Source organism: Flavobacterium sp. FlaQc-30 (assembly GCF_044005885.1).
Classification (GTDB): Bacteria; Bacteroidota; Bacteroidia; order Flavobacteriales; family Flavobacteriaceae; genus Flavobacterium.
The window spans coordinates 615576-632320 of the sequence record NZ_JBIPCO010000002.1; the positions used below are offsets into that span (position 1 = coordinate 615576).

Consider the following 16745-nt stretch of genomic DNA (forward strand, 5'->3'; position numbering starts at 1 on the left):
GTTAGAAATGTTAAAGTTTTACTCTAGAATTCGATTTTTGACGTCTTTACTGTAATTTCTGCCAATAGGAATCGTATAGGATTGAATCTGGATGCGGTTTCCTTCTATTGATTTTACTTTGTTTAAAGCTATAACATACGATTTGTGAATGCGTAAAAAGCGTTCAGCAGGCAGTTCTTCAGATAATGAAGTCAATGATCTGTGGGTGATATAAGTTTTGTCTGGAGTAACCACTTTTATGTACTCTTTCATTCCTTCGATAAACAGAATTTCTTCAATATTAATCTTCATCATTTTTTTATCTACTTTGATAAAAATATGCGAATCGCTTTTTGAGGTATCGACCTTAATATTGTTTTTTAAATTGTATTCGGTCGTAATTTTATTAATACATTTTATGAATCGTGGAAGCGGAATTGGTTTTACTAAATAATCTAAAACATCGAGATCGTAACTTTCGGCAGCAAATTCTCTAAATGCGGTTGTTATGATTACTTTGGTTTTGTTTTCCATCAGGCTTATAAGTTCAAAGCCAGTCATCATAGGCATATTGATATCAAGAAAAACGGCATCGACAGAGGTGCTGTTTATAAAATCCAGCGCTTCTAGAGAATTATTGAATGTTCCTATTACTTCAAAGTCTGTAAAATTTGCAAAATAATTTTGCAGCACTTTTATAGCTAAAGGTTCATCATCAATCAATACACATTTAATCTTCATTATCAATTGGTATTTGTAAACGTATTATATAGTAATTCAGTTTTGTTGTATCTTTTAAGCTAAAATGATTTTTATAAATCAGTTTTAATCTCTTTTTTGTATTAACCAGACCAATACCGCCTTTTGAGTTAAGATTTTGTGAAAGTACAAAATTATTTAAGATTTCAAAATCTAACATTTTGTTATCAATAATCTTACAGTTGATTTTAATTTTCAAATTAGTATTGTTTATACTGCCATGTTTAAAGGCGTTTTCTACTAATGAGATAAAGATCAGTGGCGGAACCATTATATCTTCGATGTTCGATTCTAGGTTAATAGTTACTTCTACATTCTCAAAACGTAATTTTTCAATCTCAACATAATTCTGAATATAATCTATTTCTTTAATCAGCGGAACAAATTTAGTTCCTTTTACATCATACAGAACATACTCCATTAAGTTCGAAAGTTTGATAATTACATCTGGAACTTTGTCTGAAGATTCTAATGACAATGCATAAAGATTGTTTAAAGTGTTGAAAAAGAAATGCGGTTGAATTTGATTTTCTAGATATTTCAATTTGATTTTAAACTGATTTTCTCGCAATGATCTGTTTCTTTCACGTTCACGAAGCCAAGTCAAAGTCAGGTAAACAGATGAAGCCATCGCTAGAACATACAATTCTCCAATGCAAACTGCTACAATATGATTAATCTCAAACGGATGATATTCTCGATTTGCTTCCGGCCAAATGTTTTCTGAGATAATATAAAAGGTAAGTGCAGTTTTTAGAAGGTAAATACCAAAAAGGCTGGCTAATAATGCAAAAGTGTAGGTAATGTATTTTTGTTTTAGAACATATTTAGGTACTAAAATAAATAGATTAAAATATACTAATGGAATGTGCAGTGAGAACTCAATTAAATTTGATTTAAAAGAATATGGATAATCATTAAAGTAAGCGCCCCATCGCAAAAAGTTGAGAGTGAAATAAGTGCCCCAGAACCAAATATGATTTTGAAGTTTTATGTCAAAGTTTAATTTTCGAATTTCGTTCAACTTTTTTAACGTTTTGTTATTATTTAGGAAGGACTTGTAAATACAGTACAACTTTACATAATTACTGTCAAAAACACAATTTTTTTGAATTAAATTTTAAAATAAATGTTAAAAAATGCTGTATTTCAACGATATAACGTTTTCGTAAAACATAATGTTGAATGTTTCGTGTTGTTTGTTTAAAAAACTGTACTGTTTGTATAATATATTTTTTTTAACAGTGCCTTAACAATATTTTTATCACTTAACTAATCAAAACCATGATAAAAATGAAACAAATTATGTTAATCCTTGCGATTATCTTTACTTCGCAAATGTCATTTGCACAAGTAAAAACGATCAAAGGTTTGGTAAGCGATCAAAATGGATTGCCGCTGCCTGGGGTAAGTATTATTATTCAAGGTACAAAAACGGCTACCCAAAGTGATTATGACGGAAAGTATACGATTCAAGCATCTGCGGGAGATGTTCTTGCGTTTTCGTATATTGGTATTAAAACCCAAACAGTAACGGTGACTTCTTCGCCTACAATTAATGTTGTACTTAAAGAAGATGCACAAAATTTAAATGAAGTTGTTGTTACGGCACTTGGGATTAAAAGACAAAAGAAAGAACTGGGTTATGCAGTTCAAGATGTAAAAGGTGATCAATTAAATAAAGCGATCACAACAAATGTAACTTCAGCTTTATCTGGAAGAGTTGCCGGTGTAGACGTATCAATACCATCAACAGGAATTGCTGGTAGTACGAGAGTTATTATTAGAGGTATTTCAAGTATAAGCGAAAGTAACCAGCCGCTTTATATTGTAGATGGAGTTCCTATTGATAATTCTGGTTTATCAAATGATAATGCTGCAGCTAGCAGATGGTTTGATGGACGTGATAATGGAGATGGAATTTCAGGAATTAATCCTAACAACATTGAAAGCTTAACAGTATTGAAAGGTGCAGCTGCGGCGGCATTGTATGGTTCAAGAGCTTTGAATGGAGTAATTTTAATTACAACTAAAAAAGGAAGCAAAGGAAAGCTTCAAGTTGAATTGACAAGCGGTGTAAGTTTTGATCGTGTAAATGCTAAGTATTCGGATTTTCAAAGTGAGTATGGAACTGGTGCAAATGGTGCATTGCCAGATCCTAGCAGAGGTCCTTCTGAACTTTACAATTACACTACTAGCGCTTGGGGACCAAAGTTTTCTCAATCTGTAGGAGCACAAGTAAAAATATTTGACGGTTCTACACGACCTTATGCTAAAGTCGATAATAATATTCAAGATTTTTTTAGAACTGGATTTACAACTACAAATGGAATCGCATTATCGGCAGGTAGTGATAATGCTTATGTACGTTTTGGATATAATAATTTAAACAACGATGACGTAATTCCGGGATCTGGTTTAGAACGAAATGATGCAAGTTTAAATGCAACTTTAAAATCAGAGAAATTTACGCTGGATGCTAATGTAAATTATATTGCTGAAAATACTGAAAACAGACCTGGTTTAGGAGATTCTCCAAATAATATTGGTTATTCATTAAGCGGATTGGCTCCAAATATTGATCAAGCTTGGTTGAAGAATTATAAGGATCCAGAAACAGGTAAGATATACGAATGGAATACTAATATTTATCAATTAAACCCATATTTTACAATAGACGAGAATCATAATTCATCTAAGAAAAATCGTTTTATTGGTAATGTATCTGGAACTTATCAGTTAAAAAGATGGGCAGCATTAACGTTGAGATCTGGTTTAGATACTTACGCTTTTAGTGCTAAAGATTTTATGGCTGCAGGAAGTACATGGCCGGGAAGAGATGAAGGTTATCTTGGTTTAAATAATATAAATGTGTCAGAGATGAATACTGACTTAATCGCAACTTTTAGTGATATAAAATTAGCTGAAGATTTTACTTTCTCAGGAATTTTAGGAGCTGGTAGAAGAGATTTTAGAAGAGATCAAAATTCTAGATTTGGAACAAAAATTATAGAACCGGGAACTGAATACATTAGTAATTTTGTGAATCAAACAGAAAATGCTCCTGTTGAAACCAGAACCAGAACAAACTCAGTTTATGGTTCAGCAAAGTTTGATTACAAAGGATATTTATATGCGGAATTTACAGGAAGAAATGACTGGTTCAGTGTAATTAATAAAGATGCTTTTTATCCTGCGGCTTCCCTAGGTTTTGTATTCTCTGATGCTTTTGATTTTAAAAATGAAGTTTTTAATTATGGAAAATTTAGAGCTTCTTGGGCGAGAGTTTCTAATGCTCCAGGCGCTTATAAAAATGCATTAAACTATACCACGTTTGCTTCTTACAATGGTCAAAGTGTGGTAAATATTAAAAATAGTGCGGCGCCAAATCCTAATTTGACTTACCAATCTAAAACAGGAGTAGAGTTTGGACTTGAAACTTCTTTCTTTAAAAATAGATTAAGAGCCGATATTACTGTTTATCGTGAAGATACTTCTGATCAAACTCTGGATCTTCCTTCATCTGCAACATCTGGATATGAATTTATTTCGGTTAATGCTGGAGAATTGCGTAACGAAGGTATTGAAATCTTTTTGTCTGGTACACCTATTAGAACTAAAGATTTTGAATGGGGAATTGATTTGAATTTCTCAAAAAACAAAAACTCAATTCTTTCTTTACATCCAGATATTCAAACGTACACCATTTCTGAAGCACGCTGGGCAGGTGCTTCTATTGTTGGAGAAGTTGGAGGTAAATACGGAACAATTATGGGAAGAGATTTTTTAAGAAATGATGCAGGTGAAAAAGTTGTTGGAGCAAATGGTCTGCCATTATTTACAGATGAAAAAGTAGCATTAGGAAAAGGTCTTCCAGATTGGGCTGCAGGTTTAACAAATAGATTTAGCTATAAAGGAATAACGCTTCAATTTTTAATCGATATGAAGTTTGGAATGGATGTGTATTCTATGACTAATTCTGTTGCAGCTCAAAAAGGACTTTTGGATGTTACTACTGATGGTAGAGATGCTTATAATCAAGCAAGAGCTCAAGCAATTGCGAGTGATCCTAATTTTAGTCAAGCAACATGGATTCCTACAGGAGGTTATGTTGCTGAGGGTGTTGTAAATGTTGGAACTACAGCCAATCCGAAGTATGAAAAAAATACAAAACCTGTAAATCCTCAGGATTATTGGAATACAGTATTTAATAACACACCAGCTCCATTTGTTTACGATGCTTCGTATGTAAAATTAAGAGAGGTTAGTTTAGGTTATCAAATACCAAAAAGTGTTTTTGCGGGTGCTAAAATTAACTCAATTTATGTTTCGGCATTTGCAAGAAACTTATTGACTTTTAATAAAGATCTTCCAAATGTTGATCCAGAGTCTATGTATACATCTGGAAACGGACAAGGTTTTGAGTATGGTTCATTACCATTTAGACAGTCGTATGGTTTTAATATTAAAATTGCATTCTAAAAAAAAAGATATTATGAAATTCAAACAAATAATAATAGCCATACTTGCATTGTTTACTGCAGTAGGCTGTACGGAGAATTTTGACGCGCTGGAGAAAGATCCTGTGGCGTTGACTGCAAATCCAGCTGGACAACTTACGTTTACACAATTGTGTATGTCTGGAGATGGGTTTTATCAATGGAGAACCAACTTAATTTATTCTGGTGGTTTTGTACAGCATTATTCTGGTGCATGGAACGTAACTACATTTGGAAGCAGATTCAATAAAGATGACGGATATGCTACTGCTTTATGGAGAAATGGGTATTCAAATGAACTAAAGAATGTTGTAGATATTCTTGAAAAAACAAAAGATGATCCTGCGGCTGCAAATATGAATGCTGTTGGTAAGATTATGAAAGTAATGGTAGCGCAGCGTATGACTGATATTTATGGTGATATTCCTTATTCAGAAGCTGGATTGGGTTTCTCAAAAGGAATTGTAACACCTAAATATGATAAACAAGAAGACATTTATATGTCATTTTTTAAAGAATTAGATGAAGCTTATAATCAATTAAAAGTTGGCGGCGGAAGCATAAAAGGTGATTTATTTTATAATGGTGATGTTCTAAAATGGAAAAAACTGGCAAACACATTACGTTTGCGTCTTGGAATGAGGATTTCCGAGATAAAACCAGTTGAAGCTGAAAAACAAGTTAAAGCGGCTTTGCAAAACGGAGTTTTTGCGAGCAATGAAGATAATTGTATCATGCGTCATTTAGATGCAAGTTTTAATGATGATCCAGCATCTATTGATTTTAGAGGAAATGGACTTGCTTATGCTTTTGTAGGGAATGAAAATGGAGATCACTTTACAACTTTGGTTATAGATTATCTTAGAGATAATGGAGATCCTAGATTAACAATGCTTGCAACTCCTAAAAAAACCAGCAGCGTTAAGCAAGGCGCACCAATTGGGCCAGGTGAAAATTTATATGAAGGAGTAAAACCAGGTTTGTACCAATATCAAGCTCCGGGTGGAACTGATGCAACATCAGGAATTCAAGATTATTTCAAGAAAAAAACGACACCTTTTTTACATGTTAGTTATTCAGAAACACAATTGTTACTGGCTGAAGCTGCTTTTAGAGGCTGGGTTTCTGGTTCTGCAGCGGATTACTATAAAAAAGGAGTTGAAGCAGGTATTAAACAATTAGAAATTTATGGAGCGCTGCCGGCTGGTCAATCTAAAATTGATACTTACCTAAATGCTAAACCATTAGTTGCGGGAAAAGAAAAAGAACAAATTGCAACTCAGCTTTGGATAACTTATATTTTTAATAGTATTGAGGCTTATTCAAATTGGAGAAGAACTGGATTTCCAAAATTAGTTCCTATCACAAATCCAGATTCTGAGACAAATGGAGTTACACCAACACGTTTATATTATCCAAATGATGAAATGCAGAAGAATGAAACAAATTATTTAGATGCACTAGCTAGAATGGGAGGGAAAAATGACTGGTTGAACAAAGTTTGGTGGGATGCTAATTAAATAGAAATTCCTGCATAAAGTTTTGCCTAATAAGGTGTTATTGTAATTAAATCTTAGAAATTAAAATTATGATAACATTTTATTAGGCATTTTTTTTTAACATTTAATTACTTCTTTTTTTTAATAGTATTTAAAAGAATTTGATAGTTTTTATCTTAAATAACAGATTTTCAAATATTTGTGATTTGTTAAATGATTTTTAATAAAACTAACCTATTGTTGAATAAAATCTCCGTAAATGTGGTAAAAACTGCATTTTATAGATAGGAAAACGTTTTCGTACAACGGATTATTGATCGATTTATGTCGTTTGTTTAAAATTTCAGGCAGTTTGTATAATATATTTTTTTTAACAATCCCTTAAGAATAATTTTACATCATAACTAACAAAATAAATAAACATGAAAAAAATTTTCTTAATCTTTATGATTGTTTTTACGGCGCAAGTTTCGCTTGCTCAGGTAAAAAATGTTAAAGGTGTGATTACAGATTCTGATGGGATGCCGTTGCCGGGTGCATCTGTTGCTGTGCAAGGAGGTCAAAAAGGTTCTACTACCGATTTTGACGGATTGTACACTATTGAAGTTACAAAAGGACAAACTTTAGTTTTTACTTATGTAGGTCTTGAAACACAATCGATAGTTGTAGGTGATGCTACTACAATTAATGTTAAAATGGTACCAGCAGCATCAAATGCGTTAAACGAAGTAGTTGTTACTTCATTAGGTCTTAAGAAAACTAGAAAATCTCTTACTTACGCAGCTCAAGAACTTAAAGGCGAAGAGTTGACTCGTGTAAAAGATGCCAACGTTATTAATACAATTGCAGGTAAAGTTGCCGGTGTTGCAGTAACAAAAAGTTCTGCAGGTACTGGAGGATCTACAAAAGTAGTTATTCGTGGTAACTCTTCTATATTAAACAGCCAGCCGCTTTACGTAATTGATGGTATTCCTTTGTATAATGGTAGTTCAAATCAGCCAAATGATTCATTTGGTAGTACTGCAGGAGGTAACCGTGACGGGGGAGATACAGTTTCTTTAATTAACCCTGATGATTATGAAGGAATGACCGTACTTAAAGGTGCAGCAGCATCTGTATTATACGGATCTCAAGGAGCAAATGGTGTTATTTTGCTTTCTTCTAAGAAAAATAAAGAAAACAAAGGAAACTTAGCAATTTCTTCTGTTACTACTTTTGAATCGGTACATTCTTTGCCAGAATTCCAAAATGAATATGGAACTTTAAATGCACAAAAATCTTGGGGAGGAAAAGTAGCTTCAAATGATTTTGTAAAAGATTTTTTCAATACTGGAGTTACGCAAATTACTTCTGCTTCATTTACAACAGGATCAGATATTGCTTCTACAACTTTATCTTATGCTAACACTTCTTCTTCAGGTATTATTGAAGGTAATGGATTAAAGAAAAACAATTTTGGAATCCGTCAAACAGCTAAATTTTTCAACAATAAATTAACTGTTTCTGCTGATGCAAAATATACAAGCCAAACTATTGATAACAGACCGGTAAACGGACTTTATTCAAATCCTCTTACAGGTGTTTATTTGTTTCAAAGAGCAAATGACTTCAATTTCTACAAAGATAATTTCGAATCATTTATTCCTTCTAGAAACCTTTACGGGCAAAATTTCTACACGCCATTGGATGCTGACATCTACGTTCAAAACCCATATTGGTTAATCAATAGAAACAAATCTGTTGATAAAGATAATTTCTTTAACGGAAACATCGCTTTAGATTATAAAGCAAACAACTGGTTGAGCATTGGTGCAAGATACAGCTATAACAGAATCGAAAATGATTTTGATAAGAGAATTTATGCTACTACAAATAATTCTTTGTCTGGATATAATGGTAGATATATTAATGTAGGTACATTAAGTACACAACGTTATGGAGATTTAATTGCTAAAATCAATACTAATTTCAACGAGAATTTCAGCTTTAATGCTATAGTAGGTGCTAGTATCAATAATACTTTAGCAAATCATTCAACTACTTTAGATTCTGGTATCACTCCAGGGCTTATTAATGCTAACTTATTTACATTAGGAAATTTTGGAAGTAACAAAGGTGTAGATAACTTAAATCTTCAAGCTACAGGTTCTGCTAGAGAAGTTCAATCTATATTTGCTTCTGCTACTTTTGGTTACAAAAATATGTTGTATTTAGATGTTACAGGACGTAATGACTGGTCATCTACTTTAGTAAATACAGATACTCCATCATACTTTTATCCATCTGTGGGTGTGACTGCTCTTATTAGTGAAATGACAACTTTGCCAGAATGGATTAACTTTGGAAAAGTAAGAGGAACTTATGCAGAAGTAGGAAACGACGTTTCGGCTTTCGTAACTTCTCCAAAATCAACAGTTCAAGGTGGTATCATTATTCCTCCAACAGTAGGACCAAGACCAGGTGAATCTTTAAAACCTGAGTTAAAATCAGAATACGAATTTGGTACAGAATGGAGAATGTTTAATAACAGATTTGGTTTTGAGGTTTCTTACTACAATTCAGAAACTAAAAATCAATACATCCAAGTTCCTGCACCAAGCACAAACCCTTATGGTTATACTTTTTACGGAATTAACGCTGGTAGTATCGAAAACCACGGTATCGAACTTGTTCTTACTGGAAAAATCATCACAGGAGATAAATTCTCATGGGATACTACACTAAACTATTCTCAAAATAAAAACAAGGTTAAAGAAATTCCAGAAGAATTAGGAGGAACAATTCCTTTAACTCCTGTAAACAATATCAACTACAGATATGCTTTAACAGAAGGAAGACCATTTGGAGTTATTGAAGGAAAAGGTATCGTTAAAAACGATAAAGGAGAAATTGTTTTAGATGACAAAGGAAACTTAGCAATTGAAGGAGCGTTCCGTGAAGTTGGTAATGCAAATCCTGATTTCATGTTAGGTTGGTCAAATACATTTAAGTTTGGTGCTTTTACAGCTAATTTCTTAATCGATGGACGTTTTGGAGGTGATGTAATGAGTATTACAGAATCTATGAATGATTTTTATGGAGTATCAAAAAGAAGTGGAGATGCAAGAAATGCTGGTGGTGTTCCTGTAAATGCAGTTATGCCTAATGGTACTAAAGTTACTTCAATGGATGCTCAAAAATATTACGAAGCAGTTGGCGGACTTAACGGAGCTACAGCTGAGTATGTATATGACGCTACAAACGTAAGTTTAAGAGAGGTTTCACTTGGCTATACTTTCAGTAAAAAAACATTGCCATTTGTTAATACAGCAACTTTATCATTAATCGCAAGAAATTTATTCTTCTTTTATAAAGATGCACCTTTTGATCCAAACATTGCTTTAAGTACAGGTCAAGGTTTACAAGGAGTTGATATTTATGGTTTGCCATCAACAAGAAGTATTGGTCTTAATTTAAATGTAACTTTCTAATTTAAAATATCATGAAAACAAACAATATAAAAAAATCATTAATCTGTTTCGGTCTTTTAGCCTTAGTTGGTTGTACAGATAATTTCGATGAGATTAATAGTAATCCTGATGCTTTTACTCAAGAGGAAGTAACACAGGACTTTAACCATATTTTAGGTCCTTTTAAAAATATGTTCGAGAATGTAATGGTGAATACTCCAGGTTGGAGATATCAAATTGCCATTGATTTATCAGCAAATACTTGGGGAGGTTATTCAACAGCTCCAGGTTTTGATGGAGCAAATAATCTTTCTTATGCTCTTACTGATAAATGGAATGGAGCAGGATGGGAAGCTGCATATTCACTGGTAATGGCAAATTTCTTGAAAGTTGAAAAAGAATCTAAAGGAAAATACGATCAGTTTTATGCACTTGCAACAATTATTAAAGTAGAAACTTTACATAAAGTAGCCGATACGTGGGGACCAATTGTTTACTCTCAATTAGGAACTACTAATTCGACAATTGCATACGATTCGCAACAAGACGTTTATACAGCAATGTTTAAAGACTTAGATTTTGCAGTAAACGAGTTAACAAGAAGAATAGATGCAAAAGAACCTAGCTCTTTTGTAAATACAGACCGTTCAACATATGCAGGAAGCTATGAAAAATGGGTGAGATATGCCAATTCATTACGTTTAAGATTAGCAATGCGTATTGTAAAAGTAAATCCAACATTAGCAAAAGCAGAAGCTGAAAAAGCAATGAGTCAAAAATTTGGTGTAATGACAGCTGCAACTGATACTTTTATGGTAACTAAAGATGTTTCACAACACCCTTTAAGAGTGGCTGCTTATGAGTACAATGACAGCCGTATGTCTGCAGATATGGAATCTATCATGGGAGGTTATAATGACCCTAGAATGAAAGCTTACTTTGCAACATCAGAACAATTTCCTGATCAGTACAAAGGAATCCGTACAGGTGGAATTCTTGGAGATAAAACATTACACATGAAATTTTCAAATTTCGGAAAAGTAATAAAAGATGACAAACAAGTAGTTTGGATGAATGCTGCTGAAGTTTACTTCTTAAGAGCCGAAGGTGCTTTAAGAGGCTGGAACATGGGAGGTGATGCTGAATCATTGTACAAAGCTGGTATTGCTGCATCTTTTGATCAGCTTGCTACAGGTGGCGCTGCTGAATATACTGCAAATAATGTAAATACAGCAAAAGACTATGTAGATCCAGTTGCACCATTCAATAGTGGTTTAGCAGTAAATAAAGTTACTGTTGCTTGGGATAATACTGCAAGTAATGAAGTGAAACTTCAAAAAATCATCACTCAAAAATGGATTGCTAACTTCCCTGACGGACAAGAAGCTTGGTCTGATCACCGTAGAACAGGTTATCCTAAATTGTTACCAATTCTTAATAATCAAAGTGCTGGTGTAGTTACTACTCAATTTGGTGTAAGAAGAATAAACTTTGTTCAAAGTGAAAGAGATGGAAATCCAGAAGGAGTTAAAACAGGTGTTGCAAAACTTGGAGGTCCTGATAATGGAGGAACTAGAACTTGGTGGGATACTACTGGTCCGAACTTCTAAAAACAGAGTATAAGAATTTAAGTTTGGTTAGTGAATGGTATAGGCAGTGAAAGTTGTCTATACCATTTCAAAAACCAAAATTGTAAATACAAAAAATAGAAAATAAATGAAAAGTGCTTTAGAAATAAAACCTGATATCAGCTATAAAAGCGCGGGAAAATTTGAAGAAACGAGATTTGAGAAAATCCATAACGAAATCTTCAAAAATTCTGCAGAAGCTTCTGTAATTGTAGCGCAGGAAATTGCGCAGTTAATTAGATCTAAGCAGGAAAAAAATAAAACCTGCGTATTGGGTTTAGCCACAGGTTCTTCTCCTATAAAAGTGTATGAGGAATTAGTGAGAATGCACAAAGAAGAAGGCTTAAGTTTTAGCAATGTAGTTACTTTTAATTTGGATGAATATTATCCAATGAGTAAAGAGAACAATCAGAGCTATCATTATTTCATGCATCAGCATCTTTTTAATCATATTGATATCAATCCTGAGAATGTAAATATTCCAGACGGTACAGTTACAATTGATGAATTAAATCAATACTGTATCGATTATGAAATGAATATTAAAAATGCAGGAGGTCTTGATTTTCAATTATTAGGAATTGGTCGTACAGGCCACGTAGGTTTCAACGAACCAGGTTCACATATTAATTCTGGCACGAGAATTATTACTCTGGATCATATTACAAGAGTTGATGCCTCATCAGATTTTAATGGAATTGATAATGTGCCTAAAAGAGCCATTACAATGGGAGTTTCAACCATTATGCGATCAAAAAGAATCGTACTTATGGCTTGGGGACAAAATAAAGCCGATATCATCAAAAGAACTACTCAAGGCGATATCAGCTCAGAAGTTCCAGCTACATTTTTGCAAAATCATCCTAATGCAACCTTTGTTTTAGATCAGTCAGCAGCATCAGAATTGACTCGTTTTAAAACGCCTTGGCTGGTTGGAGAATGCATTTGGAATCAGGAATTAAAAAGTAAAGCGATTGTTTGGTTGTGCCAAAAAACAAAACAATCAATCTTAAAATTAACCGACAGAGATTACAATAACAATGGAATGTCTGATTTACTGGCACAAGAAGGTTCTGCTTATGATTTGAACATTAATATGTTCAATGTTTTACAGCATACCATTACAGGATGGCCGGGAGGAAAACCTAATACAGATGATTCACATCGTCCAGAAAGAGCTAATCCTGCAAAAAAACGAGTAATTCTTTTTAGTCCGCATCCAGATGATGATGTGATTTCTATGGGAGGAACTTTTTCAAAATTGATAAAACAAGGTCATGATGTACATGTTGTATATCAAACCTCTGGAAATATTGCGGTTACAGACGATGAAGCTTTGAAGTTTGCTGAGGTTGCCAAAGATTTTGTTGGTGAAGCAGCAAGTGGGATCAACTTTAAATCTGTAATTGAATTTTTAAACCATAAATCAGAAAACGAAATTGATTCTCTTGAAGTTCGAAAACTAAAAGGATTAATAAGAAGAAGAGAATCTTATGCAGCAACAAGATATATTGGGCTGAAAGATGAAAAAACTCATTTTTTAGATCTTCCGTTTTACGAAACAGGACAAGTAAAGAAAAATCCGTTAGGACCAGAAGATATCGCTATTGTAAAAGAAATTATCGCTAGAATAAAGCCACATCAAGTATTTGCAGCAGGAGATTTAGCAGATCCACATGGAACTCATGAAGTTTGTTTGAATGCGATTTTTGCAGCAATGGGGGAATTAAAATCTGAAAAATACATGGATGATTGCTGGTTATGGCTGTATAGAGGTGCATGGCAAGAATGGGATATTAATGAAATTGATATGGCTGTTCCCCTTTCTCCATCAGAAGTGCTTTTAAAACGTCATGCAATTTTGTATCACCAGTCTCAAAAAGACCGTGTAATGTTTCAAGGAAATGATTCCAGAGAATTTTGGGTTAGAGCCGAAGACAGAAATAAAAATACCGCTATTCTTTATGATGAATTAGGATTGGCAGAATATGAAGCAATCGAGGCCTTTAAACGTTTTGATTACTAAAAAAAATAGATTCGATTAGAACGAATCAAATTACAAAATTCAGATTGATTTCGCAGCGATTAGTGAGGTTCAATAAGAGTCCATCTGAGTTTTGTTTCTTTTATCTATTTATTAATGTTGTCTTAGGATAACATCTTTTCAAAAACAGTAAAAATGAAATATTTATTTGTCCTACTATTAGCAGGTGTAACCTCTAGCGCTCAAATTCAGAAAGAGCAGTTAAATCTTATGCCTTGGCCTCAGAGTGTTGTATTAAACGACGGAAATTTTGCTTTAAACAAAAACTTTAAAGTAAACATAACCGGAAATCCTAATCCAAGAATTTTTGGTGGAGTAACTCGTTTTTTGCGTCGCTTAGATGGTAGAACAGGAATTTTTTTTCAGCAAGGTTTTATCACAAAGTTAAATGAAGTTCCAAATGCCGAACTGCAGATTAATTGTACTAAAAGTGGTAAAATTGGTTTATATGAAGATGAAAGTTATCACTTAGATATCAAACAAAATAAAATTACGATAAACGCAACAAGCGATTTAGGTGCTTTACACGGACTTGAAACATTATTGCAAATGCTGCAAAATAACAGTAGTTCATTTTATTTTCCAGTATCAAAAATTTCAGATTTTCCAAGATTTACATGGAGAGGCTTAATGATAGATGCTTCAAGACACTTTCAGCCGGTTGATGTAATCAAAAGAAATCTAGATGGATTGGCAGCAATGAAAATGAATGTGTTTCATTGGCATTTAGTTGATGATCAAGGTTGGAGAATTGAAATGAAAAAACATCCAAAACTAATAGAATTAGCTTCGGATGGAATGTATTATACACAAGAGGAAATTAAAAATATCGTAAAATATGCTGACGAGCGCGGTATTTTGATAGTTCCAGAAATAGATGTTCCAGGTCATGCATCTGCAATACTTACAGCGTATCCAGAAATAGGCAGTAAAGTGATTACATTGACAGGAGGAACTTCCGAAAAAAATATTCAAGGTACAGCAATTGCTACCTATGGAATTGAAAGAAATGCGGGTATTTTTTCACCAACATTAGATCCTTCAAATCCTAAAACATATCAAATATTAAGCGAACTTTTTGACGAAGTATGCCCATTATTTCCAGGAGCTTATTTTCATATTGGAGGAGATGAGAACGAAGGAAAAGACTGGGATGAAAATCCAAAAATTCAAGAATTTAAAAAGAAAAATAAGTTGACAACCAATCATGAATTGCAGACTTATTTTACCATGCAGTTAGTTCCGATGCTTAAAAAACACGGTAAGCAATTAATGGGCTGGGAAGAGATTTTGACAAAAAACATGTCAAAAGATGCTATTATTCATGCATGGAGAGGACCAAACGAAGGTGTTGTTGCAGGTCAGTCATTGATTGATGCAGTTAAAAAAGGATACAAGACTGTAATGTCAAATGGATATTATGTCGATTTATTGTACCCAATAGAAAGTCATTACTTAAATGATCCGATGCCAAAAGGGGCCGTTTTATCGGCAGAAGAAAAAGCAAGAGTTTTAGGTGGAGAAGCAACAATGTGGACAGAACTTGTAACTCCTACGACTATCGACTCTAGACTTTGGCCAAGAACTGCAGCAATTGCAGAAAGACTTTGGTCTGCTGAAGATATTACTGATATGGCTAGTATGAGAAAACGTCTTGATGTAGTTTCTTTTAGATTAGAAGAACTTGGATTGACACACATTCGTAACAAAGCGGTTATTTTAAGAAACATTTCTAATAATCAAAATATAGAACCACTGGAAGAATTTTCGAATGTTTGTGAACCATTAAAAGGATATAAAAGAAACAAAGGAGGAACGGAATATCAAATGTATTCTCCGTTTACACTTTTTGCAGATGCTTGCGGGCCAGATGCTAAAGATTCATTAGCTTTTAATGATGCTGTAAGTCAGTATTTAGCAAATAAAACACCAGAAAATAAAGCTAAAGTAACGGCATTCTTTACTAAATGGATTTCGCTTTATAAGCAATTAGCAGAGTTGAGTGCAAATGCGCCTTTAGTACAGCCATTTTTACCTTTAGCGAAAAGTTTAAGCGATGCATCGAAAGAGTTGTTGCTTGTGTTAGATAATAAGCCGCAATTAAAAGCGGATGAGCTTAAAAATTTAATTGAACAATGCAATAGTAAAGATCATGCTGATGTTGAATTATCAGTTTATGAAAGTCTTAAAAAATTAATATAATGAGTTTGGTTTGAGTTAGTACTTAGTAAGTTGTGTTGCCTGAATTATTTAGTAATTTTTTTATCTCTGTCAGGTTTTCTGACAGAGATAAATAGGGCAAAATCTATTGAATACAGCTCTTTTATGATAAACAGAAATAGAATATTGGAACGGTTAAAATTGAGTTTGGTTATTTATTTTTTAATCTAAATTTTATTTCAGAATAATGATCAAATTTGGGTGATTTGTTATTTGGTTTTCACCCAAATGCGAACATTATAAAACCTGGTAATTTTATTACCAGGTTTTTTTATTAATGCATGTTTCCCAGTTTGAAGTTTGCTGCGCAGGTGCCAAAACCAATTACAAAACCAATGATGGCGAACAGTATAATTTTCAATGAAGTTTTTCTATCGCGTGAGATAAAAATCAAGCGTAAAATTCCAGCAAGAAAAGCAATTACACTTATAAAGGCAGCCATACCGCCAATTGCTACTAAAGGATTATTCATAATGTTTTAAATTAAAGCTGACTTACAATTAAGGCACAGGTGCCAAATCCAATTACAAGAATGATTATTGGAATCAGCATAATTGTTAAAAAGAATTTTTTGTTTTCTTTTCCAGAAATTAAACCAATCAATCCAACTAAGAACATCACAGCGAGGATGAATCCAATAAATAGTAATCCTTCCATATTTTAAAAAA

General features: G+C 33.3%; 10 protein-coding genes. 6 read left to right on the forward strand and 4 right to left on the reverse strand.

The annotated features are described in order from the left end of the window. Positions 1 to 18: 18 nt before the first annotated feature. Entirely contained in the window at positions 19 to 720 is a 702-nt protein-coding gene (locus ACHRV0_RS07885) for a LytTR family DNA-binding domain-containing protein (protein ID WP_089052822.1), read from the reverse strand. Beyond that, on the reverse strand, positions 710 to 1762 hold the full coding sequence (locus ACHRV0_RS07890; RefSeq protein ID WP_089052823.1) for a sensor histidine kinase: 1053 nt from the start codon (positions 1760 to 1762) through the stop codon (positions 710 to 712). Before ACHRV0_RS07890 ends, ACHRV0_RS07885 begins: the two co-directional genes overlap by 11 nt. A 269-nt stretch (positions 1763 to 2031) precedes the next feature. Between ACHRV0_RS07890 and ACHRV0_RS07895 the strand changes: the two genes are divergently transcribed. The 6 genes from ACHRV0_RS07895 to ACHRV0_RS07920 all read left to right on the forward strand — a co-directional run bounded on the left by ACHRV0_RS07895 (position 2032) and on the right by ACHRV0_RS07920 (position 16059). After that, entirely contained in the window at positions 2032 to 5220 is a 3189-nt protein-coding gene (locus tag ACHRV0_RS07895) for a SusC/RagA family TonB-linked outer membrane protein (protein WP_164975046.1), read from the forward strand. A gap of 13 nt (positions 5221 to 5233) precedes the next feature. Continuing rightward, positions 5234 to 6757 carry a SusD/RagB family nutrient-binding outer membrane lipoprotein gene (locus ACHRV0_RS07900; RefSeq protein ID WP_129024822.1) on the forward strand — a complete coding sequence of 508 codons (1524 nt, stop codon included), beginning with the start codon at positions 5234 to 5236 and terminating at the stop codon, positions 6755 to 6757. Between the two features lie 401 nt (positions 6758 to 7158). After that, a complete protein-coding gene (locus ACHRV0_RS07905; protein WP_129024821.1) occupies positions 7159 to 10206 on the forward strand; it encodes a SusC/RagA family TonB-linked outer membrane protein in 3048 nt (1015 codons plus the stop codon). Between the two features lie 11 nt (positions 10207 to 10217). Next, positions 10218 to 11795 carry a RagB/SusD family nutrient uptake outer membrane protein gene (locus ACHRV0_RS07910; RefSeq protein WP_395440438.1) on the forward strand — a complete coding sequence of 526 codons (1578 nt, stop codon included), beginning with the start codon at positions 10218 to 10220 and terminating at the stop codon, positions 11793 to 11795. Between the two features lie 106 nt (positions 11796 to 11901). Next, positions 11902 to 13839, forward strand: a complete 1938-nt coding sequence (gene nagB / locus ACHRV0_RS07915) for a glucosamine-6-phosphate deaminase (RefSeq protein WP_395440439.1) — start codon at positions 11902 to 11904, stop codon at positions 13837 to 13839. A 153-nt stretch (positions 13840 to 13992) separates the two neighbouring features. Further along, entirely contained in the window at positions 13993 to 16059 is a 2067-nt protein-coding gene (locus tag ACHRV0_RS07920; protein WP_395440440.1) for a beta-N-acetylhexosaminidase, read from the forward strand. A 292-nt stretch (positions 16060 to 16351) separates the two neighbouring features. Here ACHRV0_RS07920 and ACHRV0_RS07925 read toward each other — a convergent pair whose 3' ends face one another. Continuing rightward, positions 16352 to 16549, reverse strand: coding sequence for a hypothetical protein (locus ACHRV0_RS07925; protein WP_123872308.1), 198 nt, complete (start codon positions 16547 to 16549; stop codon positions 16352 to 16354). Between the two features lie 11 nt (positions 16550 to 16560). After that, positions 16561 to 16734 carry a hypothetical protein gene (locus ACHRV0_RS07930; protein ID WP_395440441.1) on the reverse strand — a complete coding sequence of 58 codons (174 nt, stop codon included), beginning with the start codon at positions 16732 to 16734 and terminating at the stop codon, positions 16561 to 16563. Positions 16735 to 16745: the final 11 nt, after the last annotated feature.

What these genes read in the sequence shown, in the direction of transcription:
- ACHRV0_RS07905 (WP_129024821.1), top strand. Translation starts at nt 7,159, where the DNA reads ATGAAAAAAATTTTCTTAATCTTTATGATTGTTTTTACGGCGCAAGTT.
- ACHRV0_RS07920 (WP_395440440.1), top strand. Translation starts at nt 13,993, where the DNA reads ATGAAATATTTATTTGTCCTACTATTAGCAGGTGTAACCTCTAGCGCT.
- ACHRV0_RS07895 (WP_164975046.1), top strand. Translation starts at nt 2,032, where the DNA reads ATGAAACAAATTATGTTAATCCTTGCGATTATCTTTACTTCGCAAATG.
- ACHRV0_RS07885 (WP_089052822.1), bottom strand. Translation starts at nt 720, where the DNA reads ATGAAGATTAAATGTGTATTGATTGATGATGAACCTTTAGCTATAAAA.
- ACHRV0_RS07900 (WP_129024822.1), top strand. Translation starts at nt 5,234, where the DNA reads ATGAAATTCAAACAAATAATAATAGCCATACTTGCATTGTTTACTGCA.
- ACHRV0_RS07930 (WP_395440441.1), bottom strand. Translation starts at nt 16,734, where the DNA reads ATGGAAGGATTACTATTTATTGGATTCATCCTCGCTGTGATGTTCTTA.
- ACHRV0_RS07925 (WP_123872308.1), bottom strand. Translation starts at nt 16,549, where the DNA reads ATGAATAATCCTTTAGTAGCAATTGGCGGTATGGCTGCCTTTATAAGT.
- ACHRV0_RS07910 (WP_395440438.1), top strand. Translation starts at nt 10,218, where the DNA reads ATGAAAACAAACAATATAAAAAAATCATTAATCTGTTTCGGTCTTTTA.
- nagB (WP_395440439.1), top strand. Translation starts at nt 11,902, where the DNA reads ATGAAAAGTGCTTTAGAAATAAAACCTGATATCAGCTATAAAAGCGCG.